This window comes from Gordonia sp. UCD-TK1, assembly GCF_001691435.1.
Lineage (GTDB): Bacteria > Actinomycetota > Actinomycetes > Mycobacteriales > Mycobacteriaceae > Gordonia > Gordonia hongkongensis.
The window spans coordinates 24,380-42,170 of sequence record NZ_LZMP01000031.1 but is presented as its reverse complement, the minus strand read 5'-3'; the positions used below and the strand labels follow the sequence as shown (position 1 = coordinate 42,170).

The following is a 17,791-nucleotide window of genomic DNA, read 5'->3' as shown; positions in this document are numbered from 1 at the left end:
CACTCTAGTAGCGATGCTGACCGCGTTCCAATCTATTTCGGAATTGCTCGCTCCGAACCACTGACACCCGAGATCGCAGCGATGATCGACGACCTTAGGTCCAAGTCCCCTTCGCTGGGGCCAAGGCGAACGCGTCGATTCATACGGGAGCAGATGAACCAGCGCAAAGCTGCACCCGAGTTCTCATCTCTGGGTGAGTGACTGACTACGGCACAGTCCAGTCCTCGGACGCTGCATACAGACGAGGCGTGTTCGTCCTAACGGGACTTGATCTGTTCGATATTCACGGTTACCAGTAGATGATTGCATACTCATCTGCTGTATTAACCCGCGCCGATCACCCACTACTGCGGGCCCTCGGGCACGACTCGTCCAGCCAGAGAGTCCAGAGCCATGTGGACAGCGGTTGTGGTTCGTCGGACGTCGCCGGTTGCCAGCAGGTCGAGGAGACCGCCACGGAGGACGGCGAGAACAGCCGTCCGTTCACTTTCGGCCTTCGACGTTTGCCGGACGCCTGTCGGTTGCGCCTCGGCGAGCATCGTCAGCCAGTCGTCGACAGTCCCCTGCGCGAACAGGCTCCACGGGCCGTCGGGGTCGGTGAGCGCTCGACCGTAAGCCTCGACCCACAATGCCAGTACCGGTCGTTGCGAAGGCGTGGACAGCCATTCCCACACCGCTCGTGCAACGGCGAAGATATCCCGTGCAGCAGGCTGTTTTGCGAGGACTACGCGCCCCGCCATCGATTCCATCTGGTCGGCGCGAGCGTGCTGCAGCAGTGCCTGGATGAGTCCATCCTTGCTGCCGAACAAGTACAGCAGCACACGCGGACTCGACCCGATCGCGGTCGCCAACGGTCGTAGCGACAGGGAGGCTGCCCCGTTGTCGACGATGTAGGCGTATGCGGCGTCGAGGAGCTGGACTCGACGGGCAGAGCCTGTCGCCAGCTCAGGCCGTGGCGCGCTCACAGAGTTTGTGACCAGGTCTGTTCGACCAGATCTTTTCCGAACAGGCGGCTCGACCACTCGGTGTCCAGCGCGAATCCGGCGTCAATGTAGACGCGACGAGCTGAAGTCAGGGAGTCGACCGTCCAGAGTTCCATCCGCTCATAGCCCGCTCGCCTCGCGAAATCGACGCTGGTCCCGACCAGACGTCGACCCAGCGAGTGCCCTCGCGCCTTCGGATCGACCACGAGCACTCGCAGCTTGGCGGTGCGCTCATCCTGTCCACGAGTGCAGAACACCGAGCCGACCCGCGCGCCGTCGAGTTCGGCGACCCAGCCGGCCTCGGTGTCTTCGTCGTGGTTGCGGGCAAAGGCGGCAACGATGTCGGCGACCAGCGTCTCGATCGTTATGTCCCAACCGAACTCGCGCGCGTACACCTCGCCGTTGGTCTGTACGACCCACCCGAGGTCGCCTGGCTTGCCGAACGGACGGAGCACGACACCACCGGACGGCGGGGTCGACCACGCCGCTGCTGTTCCCTGGGTCATCGCGACCTCCGAGTAATCTCACTGAAACGAGTGTTTCAGTACGGTAACACACGCTGCGCGAATTGAGCCGTGCGACGGCGTTCACCCTCTCTACGTCGGCGGCGACCACGCCGTCGTCACCCGGACGTACAGAGCCCTGGCTGTGGTGACGCGCAGTTCCGACGACTGCTACCTCGCGATCTGGGCCGGCCATTCAGCGTGTCGTGTCTCCCCCACCGGGTGGGCCTCGGATGTACACCCCGAGCTGCGACTACCACCTCTACACCAACAGCTCTCACCACGAGAACGTCTGTCGTGCAGAGTGATACGTGGCCGGTTGGCCGGAAACTGCCGTCAAGCTCTGAAGACGTGAAGGCTGACCGATCACATCCGGTGGTTTCCGTGTTCTACTGGTCACAGGTGACCTCATGCCCGACGGCGTCGACCGTCGGTTTGCCGAGTGCATGGGGATCGAAGTGAGTCTGTACCACGAGGACCGTCTCCTCGAATCCCGCTTGCACCGTGCTGTACCTCTCGCCCAGGTCGACCTGCTACGCCGGAGCGTCCCGTTTGCCCGTGACGTATTCGACCAATTCATCTATTCCGTCACCCAGTACTCAATCGTGGAGGGAACGTGGGACACGTTCGTCGGAGAGAGCCTCCGGTACCTCGCTTTCACCAGTGACGAGCCGGCGAACTCTGTCCCGCCGCTGATCCCCCCGGAGATCGCCGCCACGGTCGCCGACATCATGTCCAGATTTCGCCGCCGAGCACCCGGCGAACCGGTCATCGACGGGCATTCGATGACAACCGTTCATCAGCAGCAGCTCGGTGAAGAGTTGATGTTCGCCCTCGGCGGCGACCACGACGACGGAGTTCATGCTGCGGGCACGCGCGCCTACAGCAAGATGATGTCGGCCCGAATCGGTGACGGTTTTGTCCACCCAGTCGTCGGGAGTCATTTCTGGAGCGACATATACGCTGCGGAGTCCCGCCACCCAACGATGGGTCCACACGTGACCGTGCTTCCCACGATCGCCGCCGCCGTCGAACGATGGCACGCCTCCCCCGCCGACCGCCCGCGATGCGAACGCATCATCTGCGACCGTGCCCACTCCCGCGGGTGGAAAGACCTACCACCCAGCGATGGCCGGTGGGTGGCCGTGACACCCAGTGGACTGCTCTCATGATGGCGTCGGTCCGGGGCACTGATATTGGGCGACGGTCGCTCGTACAGTGAGGCGATGACGGACTCGCGGCTTCTGCGCTCACTGTCGACACTGATCGGAATCCTCCTGGTCAGTGTTGCGGTCGCGGTACCGACAGCGGTCGCTCTGGCGTGGCCGCTGATCTATCTGTCCGAGTCCGTGCTGCACCTGGGCTGTTCCTCGACCACGATCGATGGGCAGCAGGTGTGGGTCTGCCCCGACGGGATAGGGTACGTGATTCCGGGGGTAGCCCTGGTCGTGCTCTTGACCATCGTCGGCGTCGTTGTCGGTATCTTCGTTCAGCGCGATGCCCTGAGGCCGCCGGCAGCGGCAATCGACTGACGCGGCGGGGCCGGTGTCATCACATCTCTGACGCAGCAGCGCCTTTCGAGGTCAGCTTCCGAGACCAGACGCGATCCGTTCGATCCGCGGCAACGCGATGGCCAGTACCGGCAGATACGGTACCGCCCAGACCGGCGCACCGAAGCTGAGAATGCAGCCACCCGCCACCGGGATCACCTCGTGCCGCGTCGCGTTCACACCCGCCACCTTCCACGCCCACAATCGTCCGTCGACGAACTCGGTGATCTCGAACGGCACGGGTACCCCCGCGACAGTCGTGATCGTTCCGCGTGTCCCAGAGGCCAACTCGACGTCACCGTCTACCTGCGCCCCGAAAACCGTGGGTCCCCATGACGGCCAGGCGTTCACATCGGTGATCGTCGCCCACACTGCGTCAGGAGCCAGATTCATCCGCAACTCTGTCGTCGGCATGCCATGCCGAAAACCAGTGCGAACTCGCAGCACCGACCTGAGCGATGCGGGAGTCGACAAGTTGTGCAACATCGGACCATCGTCGCAGAACAAGGCCCGGCGCGGCCCTCATCGCCTTGTTCCCGCATAGAAACGTGCCGGGTGAACGTCACCGTGCGATCGTTCGCGGTTCCTCGACCCCGGCGAGCTTGTCGGGATTGCGCATCGCGTAGATCTGGTCGATCACGCCGTCGACAATGTGGAACGTGAACACGCCCTGCAGTTTTCCGTCGAAGTACACGAGCATGCCGGGCTCGTGATTGAGCACCGCCACCTCCGCGCGATAGTCGTCGATCGTCGTCCCGAGTCGCGCGAATCCGGTGAGCAGGCGCGCCACCGGCAGCGAACCCTGAATGGGCCGTTTCACCGCCGTGGCCTTGCCGTCACTGTCGGCGGTGAACACGACGTCGGGCGACAGCAGCGCCATGAGCGATTCGACCTCACCTGACTGCGCGGCGGCGAGAAACTCCTCGACAACCGCTCCGGCGCGTTGGGCGTCGACCGGCTCGAACCGGGGCCGCCGCGACTCGACATGCGACCGGGCGCGGTGCGCGATCTGGCGCACCGCGGCCGACGACTTCGAGACCATCGATCCGATCTCGGCGTAGGAGAACCCGAACACCTCGCGCAACACGAACACTGCACGCTCGTCCGGACTCAGCGATTCCAGCACCACCAACATCGCCGTGGACACCGACTCGGCGAGTACGACGTCGTCGGCGAGGTCGCGGTCGTCGAGCAGGATCGGCTCGGGGAGCCACGGGCCGACGTACTCCTCACGACGCCGCGAGCGCGACCGCAGGGTGTTGAGTGCCTGGCGTGTGACGATCTTAGCGAGGTAGGCCTTCGGGTCGGCGACTTCGACGTCGTCGACCTCCGCCCACCTCAGGTAGCTCTCCTGCAGGACATCATCCGCGTCGGCGGCGGAACCGACGATCTCATAGGCGACGGTGAACAGCAACGGCCGCAGTTCTGCGAATCGTGCTGCGCGACGGTCGAGTTGACCGCCTGTCATAGCTACTCCGTTCGTCGACGGGCCGTTCGTCATCGTCCGACCGGTTCACGCTCGGCGGTCGCGCTCTTCGCTGCACCGAACCAGCTGAACTTACCGGGCCGCGCGGCCTCACGCCGGATGTTGGCCACGGTTTCTCGGCACACCAACTCCTTCGTCCAGGCTGCGAGACGACCGGTCACCACCGCCGGCGTCGGCGAATCGTCGCGGCGCGTGAACTGCAGGGTGGCCGCATGTCGGCCGATGCTGGCACACTGCGCGACGAAGCCCTGGTCGACAGGGCTCGGCTGCTCACCGGCGATCTTCGCGAGGACCGCGTCGGCGGCCTGGGCGCCCAGTGGTTCAGCGGCCTGACAGCTCATCCGCAGCGTCATGCCATCAACAGCCACCGCGTCACCGGCGCCGATGATCCGGTCGTCGTCGATGCTGGCCAGGGCGGCGTCGGCGCGCAGGCGGCCGATCTCGTCGGTCTCCAGGCCGCTGGCGGCCGCGAGTTCCGGCGCCTCGAAGCCGGTCGCGAGAACCGTTGCCGCGCTGGGTAGCACGATTCGTTGACCGTCGATGTCGACGGTGACGGTCCGCTCCCCGAGCTCGACCACACGTCCCTGGTCCATGACATCGACACCCAGTCGATTCAGCTGCGTCTCCGTGGCGCGTCGAGCCCGGGCGCTCACCGAAGCCGCGAACTCACCGCCGCCCACCAACCGGACGCTGTGTCCGCTCTCGGCGAGTTCTGCCGCAACCTCGATCCCGGTGAGTCCCCCGCCGATGACGGTGACCGTCTCGTGCGCCGCCAGATCCTCGACGCGTTCGCGCATGCGTTGTGCACTCTCCCAATCGGCGATGAACAGCGCATGGTCCGCGGCCCCTGGGATCTCGGGGGTGCGGTGGCGGGTGCCGATCGCGTAGATGAGGTAGTCGTAATCGAGGTGCGCGCCCGACGCCAGATGGACTCGCCGTGCGTCGGCGTCGATGCGCGTGGCGGTGTCGGCGAGAACGCGGATGTCGTCGGCCAGCACATCGTCGAATGCGATCTGCGGATCACCGGTCCCCGAAACGAACTGGTGGAGCCGTATGCGCTGTACGAAGAACGGCTGTGGGTTCACGACCGTGACGTCGACCGCACGATCACGCCGGAGCCGGTTGGCCGCCATCGCGCCGGCGTAGCCCGCACCCAGTACGACAACGTGCGTCCGCTCCCCGTCAGCCTTGTCGTCGCCGATCTGGTTGATGTCGGTGGTGTTCATGGTCCCGCCTTCCGTGGTGGTGTTCGATAGTGCTCGCCCTCGAGACACCGGCGGCGACGAGAATGTGACACCCGGGCCGAATCCGCTGGTCAGCGGCCACCCTCGGCGCCGACCTGCGCCCGACACGGTAGTGGCTCTCATCGGGGTGATCACCGGTCTCGTCGCAGCTGCCCTGGGATCGGCGGCGGTCCTGCGGCAACCGCCGTGGCCTCGGATGATCGTCCGGCCGGACCATCTTTCCGATCCGCCAATGCGGTCGACCACACCGCGCTGAGAACAAAGGCGTCTAGGCGGCAAACGCTCCATCCTGATGCGGATCGCCGACTGGACCCATCCAGCGCTTCCGTCGTCCGAGCGCCGATGGGTTCCCGCCGCGCCGGGAGTCTGCCCGGGTGGGACGAGACCGTCCGCACCGAGCCACCGATGCCTGCAGACATCGACGACGACAAGGCAGGATCACCATGATCGACACAACCGGAGCAACCCTCACCCACACCGTCGACGCCTCCCCCGACGCCGTCTTCGACGCGTGGACGACGCCGCAACTCTTCGCCGCCTTCTTCGGCGGTGCCACGAATGAGGTCCCCGTCGACTCGGTCACGCTGGACGCCCGACCCGGAGGCACCTGGACCGCAACCATGATCGCCGACGCGGAAATGCCCGAGTTCCATTGGCGCGGGGAGTACATCGAAGTGCAGCGACCGAGCAAACTCGTGCTGACGATGACCGACGAGCCGGGCGACGCACGTGAACTTCTCACCGTGGACCTCATCGCAGTCGACGCCGGCACCGAGCTCCGCTTCAAAAAACCGGCGGAAACCTCACCGATGAGCAGTACGAGTACGCGACGGCCGGCTGGCACGCGGCGTTCGAAGCGCTGAATGCTGTGCTGTCCGGGTAGTCCCGAGGCGCTGTCGCATACGCGGAACGGAAAGCGCAACCGTCCCGACCGGAGCTATCCGGGCGAGGAGTTCACAAATACCGCCTATCGGGGCCACGAGCCCCCCATCGTCGCCAGGACGTGCAGAGCCCTGGCTGCGGGACGCGCAGCTCCGATGACTTTTCGGGCCCAGAGAAAGAAGCAAGGATCGTGAGCAGACTGATCATCAGCATGTGGACCACTCTCGACGGTTATGTCGCTGGCCTCGATGACTCCATGGACTGGCTACTCGCCGATTCCGACCTCATGAACTACGAACTCGCCCTCGTCGAGCACGCCGGCGCGCTCCTGCTCGGCCGGATCACGCACGCCGACTTCGCCTCCTACTGGCCGGCTGTCGCCGCCGGAACGATCGACGCCGACGACGGCAATCGGCGTTACGCCCGTCGCCTCGACCAGCTCGACAAGTTCGTCGCCTCCCGTTCCGGTGACATCGCCGCATGGCCGGTGACCCAGCACGTCACAGAAGTGACCGCCAGCGAGATCCAGCGCATCAAGGATCGCGCCAACGGCGATGTGGTCGTCTACGGCAGCCTCAGCTTGATCGCGACACTCAATGCGATGAACGCGGTCGATGAGTTCCACCTCATCGTCAACCCGATCTTGCTCTGCAAAGGCAAACCCGTCCTCGACGCACACCAGCCTTCAACCCGACTGGAACTGATGGAATGCCGACCCTTCTCCTCTGGCGCAGTCTTGCTCAGATACGCCGCCCTGACGACACCCGCGACTCATGAATGAAATCGAATCACCTCCCCGCAGGCACGGTGCTAATGGACACGAACGTAGGGTGGCACGGGAGGTGCAATCGACTGACCGGCGACGCGGCTGGTGACATCACATCGCGTTTTCCGAGGCCAGCTCTCCGAGACCGGTCGCAATTCGTTCAGTCAGCCGTTTCCTATCCGCTCTCGTGTGCGCGACGCCGCGAGAACCCGCCACGCCCGCGGACTGATCACGTACATCGCGCGGGATCGTCTACTGAAGTGCGACGGATTCGTGATGCACCAGCGCCGGGCGATTGCCGCGACCGGTTGATGAGCGGTCTCGGCGCGAGGTCATCATGCGCGCCCTCGAGTCGACTCGTGATGATCCACTGCTCGAGACTCGTGCCGGCATCGGCGAGGAGCTGGAACAGTTTTCGGACGGTGATGCCGTGCGCCCGCGCGATCGACACCGGCGACAAGTCCGGATCGCTGAGGTGCATGCGAACGTGTCCGCGGGTCCTGGGAAGCAACACAGCAGCTGACCGACGCCGGCCTGTCGGCCGAGACGATCGCCGCGGCCCACAACGTGTCGACCCGGGAGCTGTACGCCGACTGGCCCAGTTCCGAAAGGCGGCTGATGGATCACGTCATCCGACGCCGCCTCGACCGTGCCCGTGACGCCATGATCGCCCGCGCTCATGGGTTCAGCGACTCAACGCATTTCACCAAGCGGTTCCGAGCCGCTTCGGGGTGACCCCGTGACAGTCGCGGCGCGACAATCTGAACTCGTGACGACAAGCCGCCCGGTTGCACGGCGCCGCGACCTCGTGACCACCCACCGAACGCTAAGGAAACTGATGCCGCGCTGGCATCGCCTGCGGTCTCGCGTCGACCACCGCGGCCGCGGATGACCCCGGGCCGGATTACTTTCCCGGCCACTGATCACCACTCAGAGTCACGCCCCCCCGTTTGCGGGAAAATGCCATGCGAGTACTGCTGTGAGTCTTTAACGTCCCACGAATGATTGCGCAACAGAACGATGACTGGCGCCCGGCGCCGGCTGACTGCCCGGTCGATCTGGTCGTCGACGGAGAACTGTTTCAAGTGACAGTCCGTGCCGACGGTGGGTATTCAAGCAAGTGGACGTCGGGCCCGAACCCTGGGTACGGCTTCGGCTCCAGCGGGCCGCGAGTTGCGTGGCAGAGCGACGACGGGCTCCCGCCCGCCCCGCTGCCACTCCCCCTGCCGACGATTCGCGACCACCGCGAGTCGATCAGGGAGTTCCTCTCGAACGTCAACCCGGAGACCGGATATCTCGATTGAGCGGGATACCGGACCCGCGGTGATCTCAACCTCCGTGGGACGAGCGTGTCTGCGCCAACGATCGTTCGAGAAGCGTTGTCAGCACTGCGAGATCGACATCTCGGAGCCGAGTGACGTGGAGGCACGACTTGGCGACGCGACACTTTCCCAGCCGGTCGATGAGATCTGGCCACTGCGTGGCGAAGTCGCTGACCAGGTAGATGGTGTGATTCTTCGGGCCGGGCGCGAAAGCGAGTTCCGGCKCCCGACCGCCATGCCCGCTGGCGTAGCGGTACTCGTACTCGCCGAAGCCGATCATGCGGCCGGCCCAGAGGACGGGCCGGTGTCCGGAGATCTCACCGAGCAAGGCGACCAGTTCATCGGCCTCGTCCCGACGTGGACCGACTGCTCGGTCGAGCACTTCCTCGATCGGCGCCTCGGACGGCCTCATCGCGGGCGCCTTGCCGCCGGCTCGCGGTTCTTCGTTCACAATCGATACCCACCGGTTCTCTTCGCCTGGAATGGCACGTCGCCGAGAAACTAGCAGACCTGATTGGTAGATCGGCACCGATCAGGACTCGCCCGACTGCTTCTGCCCAACCGCACCCTCCCCGCCGTGAGCCCGATGAGTTCTGCGAGCAACGAGGGTCTGCCCTCCTGCGGACCGAGCCGTCCGCGGCGAAACATCGATGTCGGCCGACGTCGACGACCAGAAGGCAGTCACACCATGACGGACGCAACCGGGGCAACCCTCACCTACACACTGAACGCTTCTCCCGCCGCCGTGTTCGACGCGTGGACGACGCCGGCTCTGTTCGCCGAGTTCTTCGGCGGCAGCGCGAACCAGGTCCCCGTCGAATCGGTATCGCTCGACGCCCGACCCGGGGGCACCTGGGCAGCAACAATGATCGTTGGGGGCGATTTCCCCGAAGTCCATTGGCGCGGTGAGTACGTCGAGGTCAGCCGACCGAACAGACTCGTACTGACGATGACCGACGAGCCGGGTGATGAACGTGAACTCCTCACCGCTGACTTCATGGCAGTCGACAACGGCACCGAGATCCGTTTCAGCCAAACCGGTGGCAACCTCACCGACGAGCAGTACGAGTACGCGGCCGCCGGCTGGCGCGCGGCGTTCGAAGCGCTGGACGCTCTGCTCGCCGGATAGGCTCGGGGGTTAGGTGGCGAGCGGCGCCGCTGAGCGAGATTGCAACCGGCCAGGACGAACGATGAACAGACCTCGACGTCTGGACGTCGGAAACGTCCGCCGCCGGCTCGCGTCTAGTCCCAGCCCGCCGTCTCCGCCGCCGCTCGATGAGTCTGCTCGAGGAACTTCAGGACCACGGCGTCCGGGTCCGGCGATTGGCGTACAAGCTGATACGGCAGGATGTACTCGCCCAGTGCGGCATCCCACCGCGCCGGAGCCTCGACCGCCGGGTGCGTGTCGTAGCCCTCGGGATGTGGGTAGGCGTAGGCGTAGAAGGCCCCCTCCTCGGCGCCACCCGGCCAGTAGCCCGCGCTCGACACCTCGTCGCTGTAGGCCTCGTGCATCACCCAGTCGGGGCAATTCGGCACCCCACCCGGATGCTGGGGTGCACTGCGTCCCGAGAACCGTGTGACGGCCAGATCGAAAGCGCCCCAAAAGAAGTGGACCGGTGACGACTTGCCGCGGAAGCGGCCGCGGAACTCCGACAGCACGCGGTGCGCACTGACGAGAGACCGCCAGAACCGAGACACGGCGTCGGCGTCGTACGACGAGTGGGCGGTGTCCTCGGCGAACGGGGTCGCATCAGGCAGTTCGACGGGGGTACCGACGATGGCGATGTCGAAGCCGAGGTCGGCGAGGTGAGCGGTGTACTCCGCGTAGAAATCGGCGACCGTCCGCGGTTCCAGCTTCATCTGACGGGTGCTGCCATCGGTGACGAGGAAGAGCAGCTGGTGGTCCAGAAAGTCGAAGCGGATCTCGAGGCCGCGGTCTCCGACGGCCATCAGGGACGTGGTCAGGCCACGCGCGTCCACATACAGCGGTACGCCCCACCAGTGGTTGACCTCGGGTCCGAGAGCGAGACGCGTCTTGCCGACGATCTGGGTCCACAACTGGACGGTGTCCCTTGTGTCGACCCACGACTCCACCGGTAGTGCGGGCCAAGCCTCGTATTTGGTTTCCATGTCGCCAATGATCCCGGACGCGTCAACTCGAACGTGCCGATGAGCCGTCGGCCCTGTGAAGTTTCGACGGAGACACCGACGAACACCTGCGTAACCTGTCGCGGAGACGGCAGTCGGACACGACCTCGACGTCGCTATCAAGGAGGAGCATTGCCGCGCATCACGCTCGGAACGGTCTTGATGTTCGTCGCGATCGGAACCACCATCGTCACCGCGTTACTCGGGGCGCCGGATTGGCTGATCGTCGTCGTAGCCGCCTTGCTCTTCGTGCTCGCCCTGGTGCTCCCGATCGCAATACGGGACTTCGGGGCGAACAGGCACGTGCAAGGCCGAGGGGCCGAGAGGCCAGCGGGGGCTCCGTCCCGGCCGCCGCACAGTCGTCATACGGGAAGCTCCGACTCGTCCTCGAGTTGGTTCGGTTTCGATGGCGGATGGTCAGGCGACGGCGGCTCCGATTCCTCTGGCGGAAGCTCGGGTGGCGGCGACTAGTGGGTCGACCACCCGGTCCATTGCGAGACGTCGACGAATGGCTGGTCCACTCCCCCCGCACCTCCTCACGGTGACCTGGCTCTACGTCCCGACGCCGACGAGTGGCCTAGCACCAGTGAAGTGCGGGTGCGCCTCTCCCCCGGCCAGGCAGGCGGCACCGAGTTGGAGCTCATCCATGCAGCATTCGTCGGAGAACCCTTGTTCGCGACGTACGGACCAGGTGCCGGCGGGGTCGGTTGGGATCTATTGCTCCTCGGTCTGACCCGGCTGCTCGTCGATGGCGAAACCGCTGACCACGAAGCAATCGAGAAGTCTCCCGAGGGACGCGAGTTCATCCGCCGTAGCGCGGCGGCCTGGGGAGAGGCACACCTCGCGGCCGGAGGTGAACCCGCGCAGGTCGCGGCCGCGGCTGCGGCCACCGCGAAGTTCTACGCACCCGATTCGGTGTGATTCCGGGTCTATTCGCGATACAAATCGGCAAACAACAGCGTTAAACGCCTATCGTCGGACCGCCGTCCCTTTTCTCGCATCCCCCCGGCGAGATTTGCGATGTGATAGACATTCGTCAGACCTCTGAGGCGGCTTAGAATGAAGCAATATTCGCGAATAGTCCTGGTGCTCATTGTGGCAATCGGAATCGGGCAATGGACACCGAATGTCGCAGGTGCAGCGCCGGGCCCGGGTGGGGCGACAGTGCTGACACTGGACCCGGCCTTCCGCTCGCTTCCGATGAACTGGCTGCGCGGTGAGCTGTTCGCACCACCCAATCGAGTGGTGAACGTGCCGTACAACAACTTTCCCGGCGCGACGAACACCCACCGCGGACGCGACAAGTTGAACGAGATGCTGCACGAGATCCCCGGGCGGAAGATCGTCGTCGGACACAGTCAAGGCGCGCAAGTTCAGGATGATTGGCTGCGCACCTACGGTCCCACCAGCGACATCGACCCTGCCACAGTGACGTTCGTCCTGACCGGTGATCTCGAATCGAAATACAACGGTTGCGCCAACCAGGGAGGATGCCGCGCGGACTACGGCGGCAACAACTTTCCCGATGACACCCGATACACCGTCAAGATAGTTGCGCGACAATACGATTTCTGGGCCGATGCACCCAACCGCGACCTCATGAACGACGCCGCCCGACGAAACCACAGTGCGTCGGATTCGGTCGGCGGACGTGGTGAAGGCCGCCCGGTACACAACGACTACAGCATGATCGGGCTCGACGATCCGGCCAACAAGACGTTCGTCGAAGGCAACGCCACCTACATTCTCGGCGCCCCGGCAACCTATTACCTGCCCATGGTCACCCAGATGTGGACGACTGCCGCCCGCAAGGCCGAAGAGGACGCACGACTTCGTCCGGAGGTCGAGAAAGCCTACGACCGGCCGATGGGTTCGCCGCCGGCCCCCTCTGACACCTGAGCCGGTTCATCTGACCCGAATCGGACAGAACCGAAGTTCGAGCGCGCGCCGGCACCTAACATCAGGACTGCAACGTGACGGCATGACGAGCGAGGACCGGCATGAAAAAGACCCTGAATTCCCTGTCCGAAAGCGAATATGTACTCGTCCGCGAGACCAAGAAATCACAGATGGCCGGCCTCGACGAGGACGGACTGATCGATCTGCACTCGCGAATCCGGCGCGCACGGAACAAGCACGTCACCCTCTACCGCCGTGCGGGTGCTGAGAAAGTCAAGACCAAAGGCGGCCGTGGGAGCGCGAAAGCAGCAAATGCCCGGAACGCCGCTAAAGCCGAGGTCTTCGAGGACGCCTTGAGCCGCGTGAGCCGTCGACTGGCCAGGGTTTCTCGAGACGCCGCTCTCGAATTGAAGGCCGAGCGACTGGTCCGGGCGCGTACCGACAGCCCGACATCTCAAAAGGACACCGGCAAGGGCAGAGGCAAGGACAAGGGCAAGGGCAAAGTGGCGTCGTCGGGACGAATCCGGACCGACGACACCCGCGAATCACCCGGTCGAAAGAAGTACGAGGCCTCGACCATCGCCGCCGGTGCGCGACGTCAGACCAAGAAAGACCGGAGGCACGAATCCTGACCGGCGGACCGACATCGCCCCTGACCGCTTCACCGGAAGCGCTGCCCACCTGTCGGTAACCTCACGTCATGTTGATCTGGATCAACGGCGCCTTCGGCGTCGGTAAGACACAGACCGCACACGAGCTTCACCGCCGGCTGACTGCGTCGCACGTGGCCGATCCCGAACTCCTCGGATTCGCGATGCACAAGATGCTGCCGCCCGCCCGGCGCGACGATTTTCAGGACCTACCGCAGTGGCGCACGGGCGTCACCCAAACCCTCTTGGATGCCGAACAATCCAGCGACTCCCCGGTGATCGTTCCCATGACGCTCGTCGACGCTGAGTACTTCGACGAGATCGTCGGTGGACTCAAAGAGCATGGCGTCGATGTCAGGCACTACACCCTGACCGCTTCCGTCGAAGTGATCCATCGACGTCTCAGAGCCCGCCTTGCTCACCGTCTCGGCCCCATCCTCGGCGCCGATGAGACCTGGGCGATGAAACAGACTGGGAGGTGCGTCGCCCGGCTTGGCGAGGACCGATTCATCGCCGACGATGCCGGACTCGAACTCTCCCGTCCCCGTTTGTCTTCGGCGCGTTATCAGCTGCGTAGGGCAGCAGTCGCAGTTCGACACATCCGAACGTGAGCCGACACTCGTCCGCGAGACTTCTAGAGGCCTCGAATGGCCGTGGTGACGGTGAACAAGTTCTGCACCCGCGATTCGCCGCGGCGTGAAACTAGGTCTCACGGGACCCCGGCGCGCCGAAAGTGCAGCAACGGAAACGGCCGGCCGTCGGAATCCACCGGCGAGCGGCCCACCTGCTCGAACCCCCTGCGCCGATAGAACTCCACGGCGCCCGGGTTCTGTTCGTTGACGTCGAGTTCGTCGACGCCGCCGTGCGCGACCGCGTGATCGAGCAGCACCGTGCCGATGCCCCGCCCGTGGGCGGCCGGATCGACGAACAGCATCTCGAGCCGATTCTCTGCGGTTCCGCTGAAGCCGACGACCACTCCGTCGGCCTCCGCGACGACCAACTCGACCGCCGGAAAGTAGTCACGTGCGAGCCGATCCGCGTAGCCGTAGATGTCGGCAGGAGTCAGGAAGTGATGCGTAGCCTCGACCGCCGAACGCCACACGGCCACGAGGCGGTCCGTGTCGGCGTCGTCGGCCTGCCGAAGTCTCACCTCAGCCACGGGTCGCCGAACGAGCGCGGGCCCAGCAGGTCGGTGTATGCACGATCGGCACAGTAGTGCGCGCCGGCGTCGAAGGGCAACGGTGTTGTGATCTGCCGCAAACCCCGGCATCGCCGTTCTCGGCGGATATCGTGATCACGACACAATCCGCAGGGCGAGGGGTAGCACGTGCTCGAGATCCATGGTCTGTCGAACGAAACGGTCGTACTCGATGGCGAGTGGTTCGAGAAACTCCGCGGCGGCACGTCCAAGACCCGGTTGCCGGCAGCATCGTTCGTCTCCGCGGAGGTCACCGAGACCAACCGACGGAAGAAGCTGTTCGGCGGTGAACGCGAACAGCTCCTCCAGGTGACCCTCACCTTCTCGCGCCCGCCGTTCGTCGGGCTGATGACGTCGGCGGAGAACCGGGCGAAGGTCGACGCACTCGTCGCCGGACTCGAAGCAGCCCGCGACGCGGGTTGAGCAACCGACGCGACGCTATGACGGCCCCGAGCTCCGATCCTGTTGCACGCGAATCAGTTCGAGCAACAATCGACGGAGTTCCGGTTCTGACGCGCCGATGGACGCGATCAGCGCCGGGTCGGTTCGCTCCCGTTCCAGCAATGCGCGGTAGACCTCGGCACCGGCCGGAGTCGCGCTCACGTGCTTTCTCCGCTCATCGTCGGGATCGACCTGACGCCGCACGTAACCCATCCGTTCCAGTCGCTCGATGGTGCGGCTCGCAGTTTGATCGGTCACCCTGGCCTTCTTGGCGACCTCGCGCTGGGTGGCCGGTCCCGTGCTCACCACATGGAGGACGACGAGTCCAGCGCTCGAGATGTCGTACTCCCGCAGTACCGCCTCCCAGGCGTGCTCGACGAGCCGTGCCGCCACCGACAGCAGCCGACCGGTCGGCCACCCGTCCATCCCGTCGTTTCCGTCGTCCACCTTGTCCTGCCGATTCTCTACGTCACACCCCGCAGACTTGCAATTGTTCAGCCTGCTGAACATCATGGTGCTCACGCACTCCACCCGCAACCGACGAACGGAAGCCCGTGAACCCACCCACCTCTGCTCGACGAGTCAGTCGCTTGCGATGGATTCTGCCAGCCCTCTTGGTCATCGGATGGCTGGCGCTGGGTTCTGTCGGCGGACCGTTCGCCGGAAAACTCGGTGACGTACAGGCGAACGACAACACGTCGTTCCTGCCCGCATCCGCCGAAGCCACCGAGGTCTCCCGCCTGGAAGCGGACTTCGTGGACTCCTCCGAGATCCCGGCCGTCGTGGTGGCCGAACGTACGAGCGGCATCACCGACGCCGACCTCGCGTTCGTGTCCGAGGCGGTGGGCAAGGTCGCCGGCACGGACGGGATCTCCGAGCGAACGTCTCCGCCGATCCGCTCGCAGGATGGTCAGGCGATCCAGATGATCGTGCCCGTCGACTCCTCCGGGGAGATCTCGGAAAGCATCGAGGCTCTGCGTGCGGAACTCGCGAACGGCCCGCCCGAGGGACTGTCGGTGTATGTGACCGGACCCGCAGGCATCGCGGGCGACCTCACCGAGGCGTTCGGCGGGATCGACGGCTTGTTGCTACTGGTTGCCGGCGCGGTCGTCATCCTGATCCTCATCGTGGTGTACCGCAGTCCGATCCTGCCGTTCGTCGTGATCGTGTCCGCCGTGTTCGCGCTGGGGCTCGCCAGTCTGCTGGTCTACGTGCTCGCGTCGAACGACGTGCTCACCCTCAACGGCCAGAGCCAGGGCATCCTCTTCATCCTCGTGTTCGGTGCGGCGACGGACTACGCCCTGCTCCTGGTGTCCCGCTATCGAGAAGAACTGCGACTCACCGCCGACAAGTACGACGCCATGCGGGCCGCGTGGCGCGCGACCCTCGAACCCGTCGCCGCCTCCGCCGGCACGGTCATCGCCGGTGTGTTGTGCCTCCTGCTGTCGGATCTGAACTCCAACCGCGGTCTCGGTCCCGTTGCCGCGATCGGTATCGCGGCGTCGTTCCTGGCGTCGATGACGTTCCTCCCTGCGGCGCTGACCCTGCTCGGACGCAGTGCCTTCTGGCCGAAGCGACCGGTCGTCGACCCGGCGTCGGCGCAGCGTGAGGACAGCAGCAACCATCGCTTCTGGGGCGCCTTGGCGAACCGGATCGGACGGCACCCCCGGCGCTTCTGGGTGGCAACGACGTTGCTCCTCGTGCTCTTCGCGTTGTTCCTCCCCCAGTTCAAGGCCGACGGTGTCGCGCAGTCCGACACCTTCCTCGTAGCGGTGGAGTCGCAGGAGGGCCAAGAAGTCCTCACCGCCCACTTCGACGCCGGGGACGGTTCACCCGCGGTCATCATCGCCGACGCCGCATCGCTGCAGCAGGTGCAGAACACGGCGGCGAATGTCGACGGCGTCGCCGAGGTCGTCCCGGTCACCGATCCGGGCGGCGCCCCCAAGACGGTCGACGGACGGGTCGCTCTGCAGGCGACCCTGACCGATCCGGCCGATTCCCTGGCCGCCGAGGAGACCATCGAGCGTCTTCGCGACGCGGTGGGGAACGTCAACGGCGCCGACGCGCTCGTCGGCGGTCCTACCGCGGTCGACCTTGACACCAAGACGACGGCCATCCACGACCGGAACCTGATCATCCCGATCGTCAGCATCGTCGTGCTGCTCATCCTGTGCGCGCTGCTCCGGGCGATCGTCGCCCCGATTCTCCTGATGGCCACCGTCATCCTGAGTTTCGCGGCGACTCTGGGAATTTCGTCGATCGTGTTCAACCACATACTCGGATTCCCCGGCGCCGACCCGGTCGTGCCGCTGTTCGCGTTCGTGTTCCTGGTCGCGCTGGGCATCGACTACAACATCTTCCTGATGACCCGCGTCCGCGAGGAAGCACTGCAGATCGGTACGCGCCGAGGTGTTCTCCGTGGGCTCACGGTCACCGGCGGAGTCATCACCTCGGCCGGCGTGGTCCTCGCGGCGACGTTCTCCGCCCTGGCGGTCATCCCGCTGATCTTCTTGGCGCAGATTGCGTTCATCGTCGCCTTCGGCGTCCTCCTCGACGCGTTGATCGTCCGGACGCTGCTGGTCCCGGCGCTCGTCTACGACATTGGCCGTCCCGTGTGGTGGCCCAGCGCGCTGGCGAACAAGGAAGATGTCCCGGAGGACGACGAGTTGGTGGAGGCAGGACCAAGGCAGGACTAGGAAAGTCCGGACTCTTCATACCG

Annotated in this window: 21 protein-coding genes; 12 read left to right on the top strand and 9 right to left on the bottom strand. The window is 65.1% G+C overall.

Annotation, left to right across the window (positions count from 1 at the left end):
* Positions 1-344 precede the first annotated feature (344 nt).
* Together A9310_RS17160 and A9310_RS17155 are read right to left on the bottom strand one after the other, a co-directional pair.
* Positions 345-965 (bottom strand): TetR/AcrR family transcriptional regulator, encoded by a 621-nt coding sequence (locus A9310_RS17160; RefSeq protein WP_223258858.1) that lies wholly within the window; start codon positions 963-965, stop codon positions 345-347.
* The gene (locus tag A9310_RS17155) at positions 962-1,489 is read right to left on the bottom strand and encodes a GNAT family N-acetyltransferase (RefSeq protein ID WP_065631669.1); all 528 of its coding nucleotides are present in this window, start codon (positions 1,487-1,489) and stop codon (positions 962-964) included. The genes A9310_RS17160 and A9310_RS17155 overlap by 4 nt, the downstream gene beginning before the upstream one ends.
* A 407-nt stretch (positions 1,490-1,896) precedes the next feature.
* Between A9310_RS17155 and A9310_RS17150 the strand changes: the two genes are divergently transcribed.
* Positions 1,897-2,658 carry a hypothetical protein gene (locus A9310_RS17150; RefSeq protein ID WP_139104661.1) on the top strand — a complete coding sequence of 254 codons (762 nt, stop codon included), beginning with the start codon at positions 1,897-1,899 and terminating at the stop codon, positions 2,656-2,658.
* Between the two features lie 54 nt (positions 2,659-2,712).
* Positions 2,713-3,018 (top strand): hypothetical protein, encoded by a 306-nt coding sequence (locus tag A9310_RS17145; protein ID WP_068970442.1) that lies wholly within the window; start codon positions 2,713-2,715, stop codon positions 3,016-3,018.
* A gap of 51 nt (positions 3,019-3,069) precedes the next feature.
* Here the strand turns inward: A9310_RS17145 and A9310_RS17140 are convergent, their stop codons facing one another.
* The 3 genes from A9310_RS17140 to A9310_RS17130 form a co-directional block, all read right to left on the bottom strand.
* A complete protein-coding gene (locus A9310_RS17140; RefSeq protein ID WP_065631666.1) occupies positions 3,070-3,450 on the bottom strand; it encodes an SRPBCC family protein in 381 nt (126 codons plus the stop codon).
* 148 nt (positions 3,451-3,598) lie between these two features.
* Positions 3,599-4,504 carry an RNA polymerase sigma-70 factor gene (locus tag A9310_RS17135; RefSeq protein WP_065631665.1) on the bottom strand — a complete coding sequence of 302 codons (906 nt, stop codon included), beginning with the start codon at positions 4,502-4,504 and terminating at the stop codon, positions 3,599-3,601.
* A gap of 29 nt (positions 4,505-4,533) precedes the next feature.
* The gene (locus A9310_RS17130) at positions 4,534-5,748 is read right to left on the bottom strand and encodes an NAD(P)/FAD-dependent oxidoreductase (RefSeq protein WP_065631664.1); all 1,215 of its coding nucleotides are present in this window, start codon (positions 5,746-5,748) and stop codon (positions 4,534-4,536) included.
* Positions 5,749-6,209: 461 nt separating this feature from the next.
* On the opposite strand from A9310_RS17130, the gene A9310_RS17125 reads away from it, so the two are divergent.
* From A9310_RS17125 to A9310_RS17110, 3 genes are all read left to right on the top strand, one after another.
* Positions 6,210-6,629: an SRPBCC domain-containing protein gene (locus tag A9310_RS17125; RefSeq protein ID WP_254661285.1), complete on the top strand. Its 420-nt coding sequence runs from the start codon at positions 6,210-6,212 to the stop codon at positions 6,627-6,629.
* A 209-nt stretch (positions 6,630-6,838) separates the two neighbouring features.
* Entirely contained in the window at positions 6,839-7,429 is a 591-nt protein-coding gene (locus A9310_RS17120; RefSeq protein ID WP_065631663.1) for a dihydrofolate reductase family protein, read from the top strand.
* A 986-nt stretch (positions 7,430-8,415) separates the two neighbouring features.
* Positions 8,416-8,718: a hypothetical protein gene (locus tag A9310_RS17110; protein WP_065631661.1), complete on the top strand. Its 303-nt coding sequence runs from the start codon at positions 8,416-8,418 to the stop codon at positions 8,716-8,718.
* A gap of 25 nt (positions 8,719-8,743) precedes the next feature.
* Here the strand turns inward: A9310_RS17110 and A9310_RS17105 are convergent, their stop codons facing one another.
* On the bottom strand, positions 8,744-9,148 hold the full coding sequence (locus A9310_RS17105; protein WP_065631676.1) for a DUF1801 domain-containing protein: 405 nt from the start codon (positions 9,146-9,148) through the stop codon (positions 8,744-8,746).
* 276 nt (positions 9,149-9,424) lie between these two features.
* Here A9310_RS17105 and A9310_RS17100 point away from each other — a divergent pair, with 276 nt between their 5' ends.
* Positions 9,425-9,865: an SRPBCC domain-containing protein gene (locus A9310_RS17100; protein ID WP_065631660.1), complete on the top strand. Its 441-nt coding sequence runs from the start codon at positions 9,425-9,427 to the stop codon at positions 9,863-9,865.
* Positions 9,866-9,978: 113 nt separating this feature from the next.
* Here A9310_RS17100 and A9310_RS17095 read toward each other — a convergent pair whose 3' ends face one another.
* Positions 9,979-10,866, bottom strand: a complete 888-nt coding sequence (locus A9310_RS17095; protein WP_065631659.1) for a DUF5996 family protein — start codon at positions 10,864-10,866, stop codon at positions 9,979-9,981.
* 615 nt (positions 10,867-11,481) lie between these two features.
* Between A9310_RS17095 and A9310_RS17085 the strand changes: the two genes are divergently transcribed.
* From A9310_RS17085 to A9310_RS17070, 4 genes are all read left to right on the top strand, one after another.
* Entirely contained in the window at positions 11,482-11,805 is a 324-nt protein-coding gene (locus tag A9310_RS17085; protein WP_203235851.1) for a hypothetical protein, read from the top strand.
* A 243-nt stretch (positions 11,806-12,048) separates the two neighbouring features.
* Complete coding sequence (locus A9310_RS17080) at positions 12,049-12,783, top strand: PE-PPE domain-containing protein (RefSeq protein WP_226513400.1); 735 nt, start codon at positions 12,049-12,051, stop codon at positions 12,781-12,783.
* Positions 12,784-12,884: 101 nt separating this feature from the next.
* Complete coding sequence (locus A9310_RS17075) at positions 12,885-13,415, top strand: hypothetical protein (protein WP_065631656.1); 531 nt, start codon at positions 12,885-12,887, stop codon at positions 13,413-13,415.
* Between the two features lie 68 nt (positions 13,416-13,483).
* Positions 13,484-14,044 (top strand): AAA family ATPase, encoded by a 561-nt coding sequence (locus A9310_RS17070; protein WP_065631655.1) that lies wholly within the window; start codon positions 13,484-13,486, stop codon positions 14,042-14,044.
* A gap of 98 nt (positions 14,045-14,142) precedes the next feature.
* Here A9310_RS17070 and A9310_RS17065 read toward each other — a convergent pair whose 3' ends face one another.
* Positions 14,143-14,592, bottom strand: coding sequence for a GNAT family N-acetyltransferase (locus tag A9310_RS17065; protein ID WP_238994896.1), 450 nt, complete (start codon positions 14,590-14,592; stop codon positions 14,143-14,145).
* Positions 14,593-14,760: 168 nt separating this feature from the next.
* Here A9310_RS17065 and A9310_RS17060 point away from each other — a divergent pair, with 168 nt between their 5' ends.
* Positions 14,761-15,054 (top strand): hypothetical protein, encoded by a 294-nt coding sequence (locus A9310_RS17060; protein WP_065631654.1) that lies wholly within the window; start codon positions 14,761-14,763, stop codon positions 15,052-15,054.
* Positions 15,055-15,069: 15 nt separating this feature from the next.
* Here A9310_RS17060 and A9310_RS17055 read toward each other — a convergent pair whose 3' ends face one another.
* Positions 15,070-15,585, bottom strand: a complete 516-nt coding sequence (locus A9310_RS17055; RefSeq protein ID WP_083207431.1) for a MarR family winged helix-turn-helix transcriptional regulator — start codon at positions 15,583-15,585, stop codon at positions 15,070-15,072.
* A 77-nt stretch (positions 15,586-15,662) separates the two neighbouring features.
* Here A9310_RS17055 and A9310_RS17050 point away from each other — a divergent pair, with 77 nt between their 5' ends.
* A complete protein-coding gene (locus tag A9310_RS17050; RefSeq protein ID WP_223258859.1) occupies positions 15,663-17,768 on the top strand; it encodes an MMPL family transporter in 2,106 nt (701 codons plus the stop codon).
* Positions 17,769-17,791 lie beyond the last annotated feature (23 nt).

Excerpts from the sequence above, each read along its gene's own strand:
- A9310_RS17100 (WP_065631660.1), top strand. The coding sequence starts at position 9,425 with ATGACGGACGCAACCGGGGCAACCCTCACCTACACACTGAACGCTTCT.
- A9310_RS17145 (WP_068970442.1), top strand. The coding sequence starts at position 2,713 with ATGACGGACTCGCGGCTTCTGCGCTCACTGTCGACACTGATCGGAATC.
- A9310_RS17055 (WP_083207431.1), bottom strand. The coding sequence starts at position 15,585 with ATGATGTTCAGCAGGCTGAACAATTGCAAGTCTGCGGGGTGTGACGTA.
- A9310_RS17150 (WP_139104661.1), top strand. The coding sequence starts at position 1,897 with ATGCCCGACGGCGTCGACCGTCGGTTTGCCGAGTGCATGGGGATCGAA.
- A9310_RS17135 (WP_065631665.1), bottom strand. The coding sequence starts at position 4,504 with ATGACAGGCGGTCAACTCGACCGTCGCGCAGCACGATTCGCAGAACTG.
- A9310_RS17110 (WP_065631661.1), top strand. The coding sequence starts at position 8,416 with ATGATTGCGCAACAGAACGATGACTGGCGCCCGGCGCCGGCTGACTGC.
- A9310_RS17130 (WP_065631664.1), bottom strand. The coding sequence starts at position 5,748 with ATGAACACCACCGACATCAACCAGATCGGCGACGACAAGGCTGACGGG.
- A9310_RS17095 (WP_065631659.1), bottom strand. The coding sequence starts at position 10,866 with ATGGAAACCAAATACGAGGCTTGGCCCGCACTACCGGTGGAGTCGTGG.
- A9310_RS17140 (WP_065631666.1), bottom strand. The coding sequence starts at position 3,450 with ATGCCGACGACAGAGTTGCGGATGAATCTGGCTCCTGACGCAGTGTGG.
- A9310_RS17070 (WP_065631655.1), top strand. The coding sequence starts at position 13,484 with ATGTTGATCTGGATCAACGGCGCCTTCGGCGTCGGTAAGACACAGACC.
- A9310_RS17155 (WP_065631669.1), bottom strand. The coding sequence starts at position 1,489 with ATGACCCAGGGAACAGCAGCGGCGTGGTCGACCCCGCCGTCCGGTGGT.
- A9310_RS17125 (WP_254661285.1), top strand. The coding sequence starts at position 6,210 with ATGATCGACACAACCGGAGCAACCCTCACCCACACCGTCGACGCCTCC.
- A9310_RS17075 (WP_065631656.1), top strand. The coding sequence starts at position 12,885 with ATGAAAAAGACCCTGAATTCCCTGTCCGAAAGCGAATATGTACTCGTC.